This is a genomic window from Amycolatopsis azurea DSM 43854 (genome assembly GCF_001995215.1).
Taxonomy (GTDB): Bacteria; Actinomycetota; Actinomycetes; order Mycobacteriales; family Pseudonocardiaceae; genus Amycolatopsis; species Amycolatopsis azurea.
In genome coordinates, this window is the sequence record NZ_MUXN01000007.1 from 12,409 (window position 1) to 25,928 (window position 13,520).

Genomic DNA, 13,520 nt, shown 5'->3' on the forward strand with positions numbered 1-13,520 from the left:
TTCCGGTATGATCACCGACGAACAACGGGCCGCCCGCACCGCGCGGGCGGTGGCCGCCGCGGTCTCCGCGGGTCGCGACCTCGGCGTCGCCGTCACCGAACCCGAGGTCCTGTACGACGTCTTCTCCGTCATCGTGCGGCTGGCGCCTTCGCCGGTCGTGGTCCGCGTGCCGACCGTGCTGCCGCGCACGACCACACTGGAGACGCAACTGATCGACCAGCGGCGTGAGCTCGCCGTCGCCACCTGGCTCGGCGAAAAGGGGCTTCCGGTCGTCAAGCCGAGCCCGCTGATCCCGGCGGAACCCGTCCAACGCGACGGGTTCTCGATGACGTTCTGGGAACTCGTCGAGTTCGTCGAGGACGCGAACCTGGCCGTGGCGTACACGGCGAAGCTCGTCGCGCAGCTGCACGCCGCGCTCCGCGACTACCCCGGCGAGCTGGCGTTCCTGGACGGCCTCGACCCGTTCATCCCCGACGGTCTCGCGCAGCTCGAAGGCCGGCCGGATCTGCTCGACCCCGCCGATCTCGACCGCGCCCGTCGTGAATGGGAAGTCCTCCGGCCGCTGCTCGAATCGGAGGAGGCGTTCGCGAAGGCGTTCCCCGGCGTCACCGTGCAGCCCATCCACGGCGACTCGCCGGGCTACAACCTGATCGTCACCACCGAAGGCGATCTTTACTCCGACTTCGAACTGGTCAAGCGAGGCCCGGTCGAGCGCGACCTCACCTTCAACGGGCCCGAGAGCATCGAGGCGTACAACGCCGCCGCCGGAGAACTCGGCCTGCGCGAGGTCGACGAACGCGCGCTGCGGGCCCTCGAAGCGGTGGGCCTGCTCCAGGTCGTCGCCTGCCTCTCGATGGCGCCGGATCTGCCGATGCTGGTGGACGGCATGAAACCGATGCTCGACCTGTGGCGTGCCGCGCCCTTCGCGGGCGGGCTCGGTTAGCCGAGCATCGAGGTCCAGGCTTCGGAGAATCCGGGGAAGGTCTTCCCGACCGTCTCCGGGTTCTCCACCTCGACGCCTTCGACGCGCAGCCCCAGGACGGCCGCCGCCATCACCAGGCGATGGTCGTCGTAGGTGTGGAACTTCCCGCCGTGCAGCGGTGCCGGCGTGATCCGGAGCCCGTCCTCGGTCTCGCGGACGTCGGCGCCGAGCGACGAGAGTTCGGTGGCCAGCGCGGTCAGCCGGTCGGTTTCGTGGCCGCGCAGATGCGCGACCCCGGAGATGATCGAGGGTCCCTCGGCGAAGCACAGCAGCGCCGCGATCACCGGCGTCAGTTCGCCGACGTCGTGCAGATCCAGTTCGACACCGGGAATCGTGCCGCTGCCGGTGACCGTCAGGCCGCCCTCGTCGAGCTCCGCGGTCGCGCCGAGGACGGGCATCAGGCCGCGGAGCCAGTCACCGGGCTGCGTCGTGCGCTGCGGCCAGCCCGCGATCCGCACCGTGCCGCCGGTCGCGACCGCCGCGGCGACGAACGGCGCCGCCGTCGAGAGATCCGGCTCGACGATGTACTCGGGGCAGGAAAGCCTTGTCGGGGCGACATGGAACTCGGCGCCCTCACGGTCCACAGTGGCCCCGAAGCGGCGGAGCATCTCGGCGGTCATCGCGATGTGCGGCTCGCTCGGCACCGCGCCGCCGACGAGGCGCACGGTGACGCCCTGCTGGAACGACGGTCCCGCGAGCAGCAGCGCGGACAGGAACTGGCTCGACGCCGACGAGTCCAGGTCGACCTTGCCGCCCCGCAAGCCGCCTTCGCCGTGGACGGTGAACGGCGGCGCCTCGCGACGGTCGTCATCGATGCGGGCGCCGAGGCCGCGCAACGCCTTCAGCAGCGGCCCGATCGGACGACGGCGAATCGCCTCGTCGCCGTCGAACAGCGCCGGGCCGGTGCCCAGCGCGGCGAGCGCGGGGGTGAACCGGGCGACCGTGCCCGCGTTGCCGAGTTCCACCCGGACGGTCTCCTCGGGATGGACGCGGCCGGGGCCGAGCGGGTGCACGAGGTAGCCGCCGATGCTGCCCTGCGAATGGGCGCCGAGGGCGTAGATGGCGCCGAGCATCAGCCGCGCGTCCCGGGAGTCGAGCGGGGTCCGCACCCGCGTCGGCGCGCTGGCGAGCGCGGCGAGGACATAGGCCCGGTTGGTGATCGACTTCGAACCGGGGACGCGGATGTCGGCGTCCAGCGGGCCTTCCGCGACCGGTGCGGTCCAGGTGTCGTGCGCGTCTGTCACGTCGCGAGGGTAGCGGTTTTCCACTCCATCGGACGCTTGCGGCGTGGCCGGTGAGCGCTTCGGCGGGCGTGCGATAAGGTGGAAGCCCGTGGGACTTCAGTCGCGGGCTACCAAGTATGTCTTTGTCACCGGAGGCGTTGCCTCCTCTCTGGGTAAGGGACTCACGGCTTCCAGCCTGGGTCAGCTCCTTACCGCACGTGGGCTCCGGGTCACGATGCAGAAGCTGGATCCGTACCTCAATGTCGATCCAGGCACCATGAACCCGTTCCAGCACGGTGAGGTGTTCGTCACCGACGACGGCGCCGAGACCGATCTGGACATCGGGCACTACGAGCGTTTCCTCGACCGGGCTCTCGACGGCAAGGCCAACGTCACCACCGGGCAGGTGTACTCCGAGGTGATCGCCAAGGAGCGCCGCGGTGAGTACCTCGGCGACACCGTGCAGGTCATCCCGCACATCACCGACGAGATCAAGGCCAGGATCACCGCCGCCGCGGGCGCGGACGAGGACGGGAACAGCCCGGACGTCGTGATCACCGAGGTCGGCGGCACCGTGGGCGACATCGAGTCGCTGCCGTTCCTGGAGGCCTGCCGTCAGGTCCGCCACGACGTCGGCCGCGACCAGTGCTTCTTCCTCCACGTCTCGCTGGTCCCGTACCTCGCCCCGTCGGGCGAGCTGAAGACCAAGCCGACCCAGCACTCGGTCGCCGCGCTGCGCAACATCGGTATCCAGCCCGACGCGCTCGTCTGCCGCGCCGACCGTGAGCTGCCGGAGGACCTCAAGCGCAAGATCGGCCTGATGTGCGACGTCGACACCGAGGCCGTCATCGCCTGCCCCGACGCGCCGTCGATCTACGACATCCCGAAGGTGCTGCACCGTGAGGCGCTCGACGCCTACGTGGTGCGCCGCCTCGGGCTGCCGTTCCGCGACGTCGACTGGACCGTGTGGGGCGACCTGCTCGACCGCGTGCACAACCCGTCGGAGACGGTGCGGGTCGCGCTCGTCGGCAAGTACATCGACCTGCCGGACGCGTACCTGTCGGTGACCGAGGCCCTGCGCGCGGGCGGGTTCGCCCACCGCGCCAAGGTCCAGATCTCCTGGGTCCCCTCGGATTCCTGCGAGACCCCGGCAGGTGCGGCCGCCGCGCTGTCCGATGTGGACGGTGTGCTGGTGCCCGGCGGATTCGGTGTCCGCGGCATCGAGGGCAAGGTCGGCGCCATCGCCTACGCCCGGACGCACGGGCTGCCGCTGCTGGGGCTCTGCCTCGGCCTGCAGTGCATGGTGATCGACGCGGCTCGGAACCTGGCGGGCATCAAGGACGCGAACTCGGCCGAGTTCGAGGACGGCCCGAACCCGGTCATCTCCACGATGGCCGACCAGCGTGACGTCGTCGCGGGTGAGCGCGACATGGGCGGCACGATGCGGCTCGGCGCCTACGTCGCCAAGCTCAAGCCGGGCTCGCAGGTCGCGAAGGCGTACGGCACCACCGAGGTCTCCGAGCGGCACCGTCACCGCTACGAGGTCAACAACGCCTACCGCAAGCGCCTTTCCGACGCCGGTCTGGTGTTCTCGGGTACCTCGCCCGACGACCACCTGGTCGAGTTCGTGGAGCTGCCAGCCGACAAGCACCCGTTCTTCGTCGGCACCCAGGCGCACCCGGAGCTCAAGAGCCGCCCGACCCGTCCGCACCCGCTGTTCAGCGCGTTCGTGAAGGCCGTCGTGGACCGCAAGGTCGCCGAGCGGCTGCCTGTCGAGCTGCCCGAAGCCGCTCAGACGGGAGCCCGGTGACCGAGCCCGGCAAGCACGAATTCACCGTCGCGTCCACAAGGGACGTCCACATCGGACGTGTCGTGGGGCTGCGGGTCGACGAGGTCGTGATGCCCGGCGGCGGCACCGCCCGGCGTGAGGTCGTCGAGCACCTCGGCGCGGTCGCCGTCGTCGCACTGGACGCGGACGGCGCAGTCACGCTGATCCACCAGTACCGCCATCCGGTCGGGCGGCGGCTGTGGGAACTGCCCGCCGGCCTGATCGACAAGGCGGGGGAGGACCCCGTCGGGGCGGCCAAACGCGAGCTGGTCGAGGAGGTCGGGCTCAGCGCCGAGCGCTGGGAGACCCTGGTCGACGTCGCGGCGTCGCCCGGCTTCACCGACGAGGTCGTCCGCGTCTATCTCGCCCGCGAACTGTCCGAAGTGGACAGGGAGGTCCTCGGCGAGGAGGAGGCCGACCTCGTCATGCGGAAGTTCCCGCTCGCCGAGGCGGTCCGGATGGCGCTGGCGGGCGAGCTGGTGAACGGGGCGACCGTCGGCGGCGTGCTGGCCGCGCACACGGTGCTTTCGGGGGCGGCTTCGACGCGGCCTTCGGACGCTCCTTGGGAGACCAGGCCGACGAAGTTCGCTTCACGAGGTCTCTGAACCTCGCCGAAGTACATGAAGGCCCCCTTCCTTGCGCCTATCGCAAGGAAGGGGGCCTTCATGTACCGCAAGTCAGTCGCGGAGACGGCGGCCCTGTGCGTCGGTGCCGCCGTTCGCCAGCAGCACGATCCCGTCGACCACCGGCCAGACCACCCCGATGCCGCAGGTGAACGCCACAACCGCCAGCTGGGCGAGCGCGAGCCCGATGTGGCCGGTGTAGAAGCGCCCGATCCCGAACGGCAGCACGATCTGGAGCACCCCGGCGGCGACCTTCGACTTCGGTGAGTACGGCAGGATCGCGACGGGCTGCTGGTAGGCGGGCACGAACGGCGGCGGCTCGAACCGCGGCGGAGGTGCCAGGTACGCGGGATGCGGCGCGGGCAGGTCCTGGAACAGCGGCCGGAGTTCGCCGAGCGTCACGGCCTCGTACGCGGCGAGGACACGACCCTCGTATTCGTCCGGCGTGATCCTCCCCTGGCTGTAGTGGTCGCCGAGCAGACGCGCCGCCTCTTCGCGCTCGGCGGTGCCGACGCGCATCTCCTCCGGGTCCGGTTGCTGGGACATGCTCCCAAGGTAGCCCGTTTCACACCCGCGACGCGGTACGCGCGCTTGCCACCAAGAAGTTCTCGGTGGGCTCTAGAGTGTCCGTGTGTCACGGGCTGGCGGTGCCGGAGTCGCCCAGGTGGTCGCCGCTTACCTCGACCATCTGGTGGTCGAGCGCGGAACCGCGAGGAACACCCTCGACAGTTACTCCCGCGACCTGCGCCGGTACACCGCCTATCTCGGCGGCGCCGACGTCGAACGCTTCACCGACGTCACCTCGGCGCACATCACCTCGTTCGGCGCCGCACTGCGTGAAGGCGATGAGGAGCATCAGCCGCTGGCCGCGTCTTCGGCGGCTCGCGCGCTGGTCGCGGTGCGGGGGCTGCACAAGTTCGCGCACGCCGACGGCATCACCGAGAACGACCCGGCCCGCGAGGTCCGCCCGCCCGCGGCGGCCAAGCGGCTGCCCAAGGCGCTGCCGGTCGACGACGTGCTGAAACTGCTGGAAACCCCGCCACCCGAGGGCGAACGGCCGCTGCGGGACCGGGCACTGCTGGAACTGCTCTACTCCACCGGGGCGCGGATCTCCGAGGCCGTCGGGCTCGACGTCGACGACATCGACGACGCCGAACGGACCGTGCTGCTCGATGGCAAGGGCGGCAAACAGCGCATCGTGCCGATCGGCCGTCCTGCGCTCGAAGCGGTGCACGCGTACCTTGTCCGCGCGCGGCCGGCGCTCGCCGTCCACGGCAGGGGGACACCGGCGATGTTCCTGAACGCGCGCGGCTCCCGGCTTTCCCGGCAGAGCGCGTGGCAGGTCCTCAAGGACACCGCGGAATCCGCGGGCGTCACGGCGGGCGTTTCCCCGCATACGTTGCGCCATTCCTTCGCGACGCATCTTCTCGAAGGCGGCGCCGACGTCCGCGTCGTCCAGGAACTGCTCGGCCACGCCTCGGTGACCACCACCCAGGTGTACACGCTGGTCACGGTCAACACGCTCCGCGAGGTCTACGCCACGGCACACCCCCGCGCACTCGGCTAAACGACCCGGTCGATCCCGGCGTGCCTCGTTGGCTCGACTCGTGAATCGCGCATAGGCTGCCGAGGATCCTGCCGAAGAGGAGCTTTCGCGTTATGTCGACACCGAACGAGCCGGCGAAGCCGTCCGCGTCCGCCGGTTCGGCTGCCGCGAGCCTCAGCCAGGTGACCATCGCAACCCCCGCCGAACACGACGGCGACGAACCGTCGGAGGACACGATCTCTTCCCGCGGCCGCAAGGCCAAGCGCGCCAAAGATGCCAAAGATGCCAAAGACGCCAAGCAGCAAGAACGCGACGTCGACGCCATCGGCCCGACCGGCCGTCCGTATCGCGAGATCCCCGATCCGCCGCCGCTGGAACGGCACGGCCCCGCACTGGTGATGGCCATGTGCAACCAGAAGGGCGGGGTCGGCAAGACCACCTCGACCATCAACCTCGGCGCGGCGCTGGCCGAATGCGGCCGCCGGGTACTGCTGGTCGACTTCGATCCCCAGGGCGCGCTTTCGGTCGGCCTCGGCATTCAGCCGCACGAGCTGGACCAGACGGTCTACAACGTCATCATGGAGCGCTCGGTCAGCATCACCGACGTCATCCGGAAGACCCGGGTGGACGGCGTCGACCTGCTGCCGAGCAACATCGACCTGTCCGCGGCCGAGGTCCAGTTGGTCGCAGAGGTAGGGCGCGAACACACTTTGTTACGGGTCCTTCGTCCGGTCATGAACGACTACGACTATGTTCTTGTCGACTGCCAGCCCTCGCTAGGCCTGCTGACGGTGAACGCACTGACCGCCGCGGACGGTGTGATCATCCCGCTGGAGTGCGAGTTCTTCAGTCTGCGAGGCGTAGCGCTCCTGATCGACACGATCGAGAAGGTGCAGGAACGCCTCAACCCCAAACTGGACATCACCGGGATTCTCGCCACCATGTACGACCCGAGAACCCTGCACTCGAAGGAGGTCATGGCGAGAGTGGTGGAGGCATTCGGCGACACCGTGTTCGACACGGTGATCAACCGCACCGTGCGGTTCCCCGAGACGACGGTCGCGGGCGAGCCGATCACGACCTGGGCTCCCAAATCAGCCGGCGCGGCGGCCTATCGCGCGCTGGCACGCGAGGTGATCGCTCGGTGAGCAGGCGAGCTTCCCTGCCCGGAGCGTCCGAACTCTTCAGGATCACCTCCAGCCCGGCCCTCGATCTCCCGCCCGCGCCCGCGCAGCCCGCCCCCTCGACGGGGAACGGCAACGGGAACGGTTCCGGGGACGAAGCCGGGCACGCGCACAAGGACCGGCTGACCCATGCCGCGCGCAGCGGATCGGGACGGACCAAGCACGACGCGAAGATCACCGTCTACGTCTCCGGCGACGAACTGCTGGCGATGGAGCAGGCCAGGCTGAACCTCCGGGCGAAGCACGGGCTCGTGCTCGACCGCGGCAGGCTGGTCCGCGAGGCGGTGGCCGTCCTGCTGGCCGACTTCGACGCGGCAGGCGAGGAGTCGGTACTCGTCCAGCGATTGCGGGCGGGTGCCGAGGACGGGAAAGAGACCGAGAACTGATGGACGACCCGGCCGAGGCTGCTCCCAGCGGCCCGGAGCCGGTCGAGCGGACAGAAGCAGAAGAGACCCCTGTCGTGCACGAAACCGTGCACGGCGGGATGGTCCCCGAAGGACTGGCCAGTGAAGAGCTGAGCACGTCCAAGTTCAAGGTGCACCTGGAGAACTTCGAGGGGCCCTTCGACCTGCTGCTCCAGCTGATCTCGCAGCACCAGCTCGACGTCACCGAGGTCGCGCTGCACCGGGTCACGGACGATTTCATCGCCTACACCCGCGCGCTCGGCACGGACTGGAATCTGGACGAGACGACCGAGTTCCTGGTCATCGCGGCCACCCTGCTCGACCTCAAGGCGGCGCGGCTGCTGCCCGCCGCCGAGGTGGAGAGCGAGGACGACCTCGCCCTGCTCGAAGCACGGGACCTGCTGTTCGCGCGCGTCCTGCAGTACCGGGCGTACAAGCAGGTCGCGGCGCTGTTCGGCGAGCTGGAGGCCGGCGCGCTGCGACGCTACCCGCGGTCGGTCGCGCTCGAAGACCGGTTCATGGGCTTGCTGCCCGAGGTGATGCTGGGCGTCGACGTCGGGAAGTTCTCCGAGATCGCGGTCGCGGTCTTCAAACCGAAGCCACCGCCGACGGTGTCGATCGCGCACATCCACATGGGCCGGGTCTCGGTGCGCGAGCACGCCGCGCTGCTGCGGCTCAAGCTCGCGGAAAAGGGCGAAGCGACCTTCAGCGAGCTTGTCGAGGACTGCGAGCACACCGTCGAGATCGTGGCGCGGTTCCTCGCGCTGCTTGAGCTGTACCGGGAATCCTCGGTCCAGTTCGAACAGCTGGAGGCACTCGCCGAACTGCACGTGCGCTGGACCGGCGGGTCCGTGGCGGAGGCGTCGGTGGCGGCCGAACAGGACCGCGCCGCCGTCGAGGACGAGGAGTACGGGTGAGCCCCGAAGAGACTGAGAACACCGAAGCCCCCGAGACGCCCGAAGAGGCTTCGGCGCCTGAGGTGCCTGAAACGACCGACAACGCCGATGCGCCTATCGACGAGCCCGAGCCCGAAGCGGAACCGTCTGCCGACGAAGGGCTCGTCGCGGCCGGTGACGGCGACTACCCCGACGTCACCTCCGACGAGGCGCTCGAATCGGCGCTGGAGGCGTTGCTCCTGGTCGTGGACTCGCCGATCAACGAGGAATCGCTCGCCGAGACCGTCGGCCAGCCCGTGTCGCGGGTGACCGTGGCGCTGCGCACGATGGCGCAGAAGTTCACCGACCGGTCGAGCGGAATCGACCTGCGCCGAGTCGGCGAAGGGTGGCGGTTCTACACTAGGGACGTCTATGCCCCGTTCGTGGAGAAGCTTCTGCTCGACGGCCAGCGTTCCAAGCTGACGCGAGCCGCACTGGAGAGCCTCGCCGTGATCGCCTATCGGCAGCCGGTGACCAGGGCCAGGGTCGCCGCCGTCCGAGGGGTGAACGTGGACGGGGTGATCAGGACGCTGCTGGCGCGCGGCCTGATCGAGGAGATGGGGACCGACCCCGAAACCACTGGCACGCTGTACGTGACGACCGAGCTGTTCCTGGAGCGACTGGGCCTGTCGTCCCTGGCCGACCTTCCGCCCATCGCTCCGTTGCTACCCGAAGTGGACACCATCGATGACATCTGACCCGCATCCCGACGGCATTCGGCTGCAGAAGGTCCTTTCGCAGGCCGGCGTCGCCTCGCGGCGCGCGGCCGAGGACCTGATCGTGCGCGGTCGCGTGAGCGTGGACGGCAAGGTGGTCACCGAACTCGGCCGCCGGGTCGATCCGGACAACTCCGTGATCCACGTCGACGGCACCCGCGTCCAGGTCCGCGAAGACCTCGTCTACCTCCTGCTGAACAAGCCCAAGGGCGTGCACAGCACGATGAGCGACGACCGCGGCCGCCCGTGCGTCGGCGACTACCTGCGCGGCCGGTACGAGGAGACGCCCGGCATCGTCCACGTCGGCAGGCTCGACGAGAACACCGAAGGTCTCCTGCTGCTCACCAACGACGGCGACCTCGGCCACCGGCTGATGCACCCGTCGTTCCGCGTGCTGAAGACCTACTTCGCCGAGGTCGAGGGCATCGTCCCGCGTGGACTCGGCAAGGAACTGCGGGCGGGCTTCGAGCTGCCGGACGGCATCGTGAAGGTCGACCAGTTCCGGGTCAAGGACATGCTGGCCGGGCGGACCCAGATCGAACTGGTCATCCACGAGGGACGCAAGCACATCGTGCGGCGGCTGATGGCGGCCACCGGGCACCCGGTGCGCAAACTGGTCCGGACCGCGCTCGGCGACGTCCAGCTCGGCGCGCAGCGGTCGGGCTCGATCCGGCGGCTGAACCGGGGCGAGGTCGGCTCGCTCTACCGCGCCGTCGACCTGTAACCAAGACTTTCCGCTCTACTGCGCTCGCGATCATCGCGTTTAGCTCTTCCTGACGGGCTTTCAGCCGACGGGGAAGGGCCAAACCGTGAAATCAGTCGTGCTGGCAGGGATTCTGGCGGTCGCCGCGGCGGTGGTCGCGGCGCCGCAGTCCGCGGCGAAACCGCGGGGCAGCGAACCGGTCTACGACTTCGCCCAGGCCGTCCGTGAGACGGCCTGGGTCGACATCGGTCTCGACGGGGACGGCGACGGCCGCTCGGACCGGGTCGCCGCCGACATCATCCGGCCGAAGGAACCGGCGGCGCAGGGCAAGAAGGTCCCGGTCATCATGGACGCGAGCCCGTACTACTCGTGCTGCGGACGCGGCAACGAGAGCGAGCTCAAGACCTACGACTCGGCGGGCAGGCCGGTCGGCTTCCCGCTCTACTACGACAACTTCTTCGTGCCCCGCGGGTACGCGGTGGTCCTGGTGGATCTGGCCGGTACCAACAAATCCCGCGGCTGCACCGATATCGGCGGGCCCTCGGACATCAACTCGGCGCGCAAGGTCGTCGACTGGCTCAACGGCCGGGCGAACGGCTTCACGACGGCGACCGGATCGGCCAAGGCGAACGCGTCGTGGTCGACGGGCGCTGTCGGCATGATCGGGAAGTCCTACGACGGCACGGTCGCCAACGGCGTCGCCGCGACCGGTGTCGACGGGCTCAAGACCATCGTGCCGATCGGCGCCATCAGTTCCTGGTACGACTACTACCGCTCCGACGGCGCGAGCCTGCGCCAGGGCAGCCCGGCGGGGCTGGCGCAGACCGTGTCCCAGCGCAACGGTGGCCAGAATTGCGGTGCGGCGAACCAGAAGCTCACCGCGGGCGCGACCTCGAACGGCGACTACAACGCCTTCTGGCTCGACCGGGACTACGTGCAGAGCGCGTCGAAGGTGAAGGCCAGCGTGCTCGCCTCGCACGGACTGGGCGACCTCAACGTCAAGACGATCAACTTCGGGCAGTGGTGGGAAGCGCTGAACGTCGAGCGCAAGATCTGGCTGACGCAGGCAGGCCACGTCGACCCGTTCGACTACCGGCGTTCGGCGTGGGTCGACACCCTGCACAAGTGGTTCGACCATTACCTGCTCGGCGTCGACAACGGCATCGAGAAGACCCCGGGCGCGAGTGTGGAACGTGAACCCGACGTCTGGGTGGACCAGGCCGCGTGGCCCGCGGGGAACGCGGTCACCTTGCGTCCCGCGTCCGGCGGCACTCCGGGCGTCGGCACCCTCGGCACGACCGCGGGAACGGGGACCGCGTGGTTCACCGACTCGTCCGGCCAGTCTTCGAACGGCTGGGCCGCGAGGCCGACGGAGACCGCGAGCGGACGCGTGCTGTTCAGCACCGGCGCGCTGGCGAAGGACCTTCAGGTGTCCGGGACGGCGAAGGTGACTGTGACCGCGACGCCGTCGACGTCCACCGCACGGCTCTCGGCGATCCTGGTGGACTACGGCCCGGCGACCATCCGGAACTACACCGGGTCGAAGGAAGGCATCAAGAACGAGCTGACCCAGTCGTGCTGGGGTTCGAGCGCGACGGGCAACGACGCCTGCTACCTGAACACGAGCACCGACGCGGTCTCGGTGGGGCTGAACATCATCAGCCGCGGCTGGGCGGATCTGGCCAACCACAGTTCGCTGAGCCAGGAGTCGCCGCTGACGCCGGGGCAGCCGTACACCATGACGTTCCGGCTGGCGAGTACGGATCACGTTGTCCCGCAAGGACATCAGCTCGCGTTGATCATCGGCGGGACGGACGGCTCGTTCATCTCGGGTCCGTCGCAGTACCCGAAGATCACGGTGGACCTCGGCAAGACGTCGCTGGCACTGCCCGTCGTGGGCCCGGGTCCGTCTGCCGTTCCGGCGGCGCTTCCGGTGGCTCCGGTGGGGATCGCTCCCGCCACCGTTTCGGGGCTTGAGCGCGGGTAAGCGACTCAGGTCCGGTCCGTGAAGGCCTCCTTGAGGGACTCTGGGTCCCTCAAGGAGGCCTTCACGGAATCGCCGACCGCCACGTTCGCCCCACGCGCACCAGCAGTCACAGCGATAGCGCGTGAAGGCCCCCTTCCCTCGGCTCAGCCGAGGAAAGGGGGCCTTCACGCGCAATGAGGTGGGAGCCGTCAGCCGGTTTGGGAGGCGGGGCTCTTCGAACCGAAAGGCTTCCGCTGCAAGGCGCGTGCCACCGGTTCCACGATCCGCGCGGCCGTCGGGCCGAGGATCGCCATCAGGAGCACGTACGCCGTCGCGAGTGCCGCGAGTTCGCCGGTCACGGCTCCCGCCGCCACCGCCAGGCCGGCGATGACGATCGAGAACTCGCCTCGGGCGACCAACGCCGCTCCGGCACGAGCCCGGCCCATGTTCCCGATGCCTTGTCTTCGCGCGGCCCACCACCCGGTGCCGACCTTCGTGAGCGTGGTCGCCACCGCCAGGACGACCGCCCAGCCGAGTACGGGCGGGATCGACGCGGGGTTGGTGTTGAGCCCGAACACGACGAAGAACACGGCCGCGAAGAGATCGCGCAGCGGTTCGAGCATGTGCGTCGCGTTCTCCGCCGTCGAACCCGAGATAGCGATGCCGAGCAGGAACGCGCCGACCGCCGCCGACACCTGCATCGCCGAGGCGACACCGGCGACCAGCAGTGCGGCGCCGAGGACCTTGAGGAGGAAGACCTCGCGGTCCGGGCTGTCCACCGCCGCCGAGACGTACCGGCCGAACTTCAGCGCGATCACCAGGACGACCGTGATCACCAGCAGCGAGATCCCGACCGCCTTCATGCCGCCGAGGAAGCTCACGCCGCCGAGCACGGCGGTGAGGATCGGCAGGTACAGCGCCATCACCAGGTCTTCGAACACCAGGATCGACAGCACCACCGGCGTTTCCCGGTTACCGAGCCGTCCCAGGTCGCCGAGTACCTTCGCGATGATCCCGGACGACGAGATGTACGTGACGCCCGCCATGACGATCGCGCCGATCGGCCCCCAGCCGAGGATGAGCGCGACGATCGCGCCCGGCGCGGCGTTGAGCACGATGTCCACGACGCCCGCCATCCACGAGCGTTTCAGCCCGGTGAACAGTTCGGCCGCCGAGTACTCCAGGCCCAGCAGGAGCAGCAGCAGGACGACACCGATCTCGCTGGCGAGGTGGGTGAAGTCGCCGATGTCGCCGAGCGGGATGAGCCCGCCCTGCCCGAAGCACAGGCCACCGATGAGGTACAGCGGGATCGGGGACATCCCGATCTTCCCGGCGAGGCGTCCCAACGCGCCCAGCCCGAAGAAGACCGCCCCGAGTTCGATCAAGGACAGTGCGGTGTGATCCATCCGC

General features: G+C 69.3%; 13 protein-coding genes. 10 read left to right on the forward strand and 3 right to left on the reverse strand.

From position 1 onward, the window contains the following. Positions 1-7 precede the first annotated feature (7 nt). Positions 8-943, forward strand: a complete 936-nt coding sequence (locus B0293_RS10945; protein ID WP_005153448.1) for an aminoglycoside phosphotransferase/kinase family protein — start codon at positions 8-10, stop codon at positions 941-943. Here B0293_RS10945 and aroA read toward each other — a convergent pair. Beyond that, positions 940-2,226 carry a 3-phosphoshikimate 1-carboxyvinyltransferase gene (gene aroA / locus B0293_RS10950; protein ID WP_039916308.1) on the reverse strand — a complete coding sequence of 429 codons (1,287 nt, stop codon included), beginning with the start codon at positions 2,224-2,226 and terminating at the stop codon, positions 940-942. The two genes, B0293_RS10945 and aroA, sit on opposite strands and share 4 nt — an antisense overlap. Before the next feature lie 88 nt (positions 2,227-2,314). Between aroA and B0293_RS10955 the strand changes: the two genes are divergently transcribed. Further along, a complete protein-coding gene (locus tag B0293_RS10955) occupies positions 2,315-4,015 on the forward strand; it encodes a CTP synthase (protein WP_077241294.1) in 1,701 nt (566 codons plus the stop codon). Next, a complete protein-coding gene (locus tag B0293_RS10960; protein ID WP_005153455.1) occupies positions 4,012-4,638 on the forward strand; it encodes an NUDIX domain-containing protein in 627 nt (208 codons plus the stop codon). The genes B0293_RS10955 and B0293_RS10960 overlap by 4 nt, the downstream gene beginning before the upstream one ends. A gap of 72 nt (positions 4,639-4,710) precedes the next feature. Here the strand turns inward: B0293_RS10960 and B0293_RS10965 are convergent, their stop codons facing one another. Next, positions 4,711-5,202: a DUF1707 domain-containing protein gene (locus B0293_RS10965; protein ID WP_005153457.1), complete on the reverse strand. Its 492-nt coding sequence runs from the start codon at positions 5,200-5,202 to the stop codon at positions 4,711-4,713. A gap of 118 nt (positions 5,203-5,320) precedes the next feature. On the opposite strand from B0293_RS10965, the gene xerD reads away from it, so the two are divergent. The 7 genes from xerD to B0293_RS11000 all read left to right on the forward strand — a co-directional run bounded on the left by xerD (position 5,321) and on the right by B0293_RS11000 (position 12,131). Further along, positions 5,321-6,223, forward strand: a complete 903-nt coding sequence (xerD, locus tag B0293_RS10970) for a site-specific tyrosine recombinase XerD (RefSeq protein ID WP_005153460.1) — start codon at positions 5,321-5,323, stop codon at positions 6,221-6,223. Positions 6,224-6,315: 92 nt separating this feature from the next. Continuing rightward, positions 6,316-7,350, forward strand: a complete 1,035-nt coding sequence (locus B0293_RS10975; RefSeq protein WP_005153462.1) for a ParA family protein — start codon at positions 6,316-6,318, stop codon at positions 7,348-7,350. Continuing rightward, entirely contained in the window at positions 7,347-7,772 is a 426-nt protein-coding gene (locus B0293_RS10980; RefSeq protein ID WP_005153468.1) for a hypothetical protein, read from the forward strand. The genes B0293_RS10975 and B0293_RS10980 overlap by 4 nt, the downstream gene beginning before the upstream one ends. Continuing rightward, positions 7,772-8,707, forward strand: coding sequence for a segregation and condensation protein A (locus B0293_RS10985; protein ID WP_005153471.1), 936 nt, complete (start codon positions 7,772-7,774; stop codon positions 8,705-8,707). Before B0293_RS10980 ends, B0293_RS10985 begins: the two co-directional genes overlap by 1 nt. Continuing rightward, complete coding sequence (gene scpB, locus B0293_RS10990; RefSeq protein ID WP_005153473.1) at positions 8,704-9,423, forward strand: SMC-Scp complex subunit ScpB; 720 nt, start codon at positions 8,704-8,706, stop codon at positions 9,421-9,423. Before B0293_RS10985 ends, scpB begins: the two co-directional genes overlap by 4 nt. Continuing rightward, the gene (locus tag B0293_RS10995; RefSeq protein WP_005153474.1) at positions 9,413-10,165 is read left to right on the forward strand and encodes a pseudouridine synthase; all 753 of its coding nucleotides are present in this window, start codon (positions 9,413-9,415) and stop codon (positions 10,163-10,165) included. Before scpB ends, B0293_RS10995 begins: the two co-directional genes overlap by 11 nt. Before the next feature lie 97 nt (positions 10,166-10,262). After that, entirely contained in the window at positions 10,263-12,131 is a 1,869-nt protein-coding gene (locus B0293_RS11000) for a Xaa-Pro dipeptidyl-peptidase (RefSeq protein ID WP_039916309.1), read from the forward strand. A 188-nt stretch (positions 12,132-12,319) separates the two neighbouring features. Here the strand turns inward: B0293_RS11000 and B0293_RS11005 are convergent, their stop codons facing one another. Then, positions 12,320-13,516 (reverse strand): cation:proton antiporter, encoded by a 1,197-nt coding sequence (locus B0293_RS11005; RefSeq protein ID WP_005153477.1) that lies wholly within the window; start codon positions 13,514-13,516, stop codon positions 12,320-12,322. Positions 13,517-13,520: the final 4 nt, after the last annotated feature.

Bases quoted from the DNA above. Each gene is read 5' to 3' on its own strand.
- B0293_RS10965 (WP_005153457.1), bottom strand. From the start codon at position 5,202: ATGTCCCAGCAACCGGACCCGGAGGAGATGCGCGTCGGCACCGCCGAG.
- B0293_RS10985 (WP_005153471.1), top strand. From the start codon at position 7,772: ATGGACGACCCGGCCGAGGCTGCTCCCAGCGGCCCGGAGCCGGTCGAG.
- B0293_RS10995 (WP_005153474.1), top strand. From the start codon at position 9,413: ATGACATCTGACCCGCATCCCGACGGCATTCGGCTGCAGAAGGTCCTT.
- B0293_RS10945 (WP_005153448.1), top strand. From the start codon at position 8: ATGATCACCGACGAACAACGGGCCGCCCGCACCGCGCGGGCGGTGGCC.
- B0293_RS10975 (WP_005153462.1), top strand. From the start codon at position 6,316: ATGTCGACACCGAACGAGCCGGCGAAGCCGTCCGCGTCCGCCGGTTCG.
- B0293_RS11005 (WP_005153477.1), bottom strand. From the start codon at position 13,516: ATGGATCACACCGCACTGTCCTTGATCGAACTCGGGGCGGTCTTCTTC.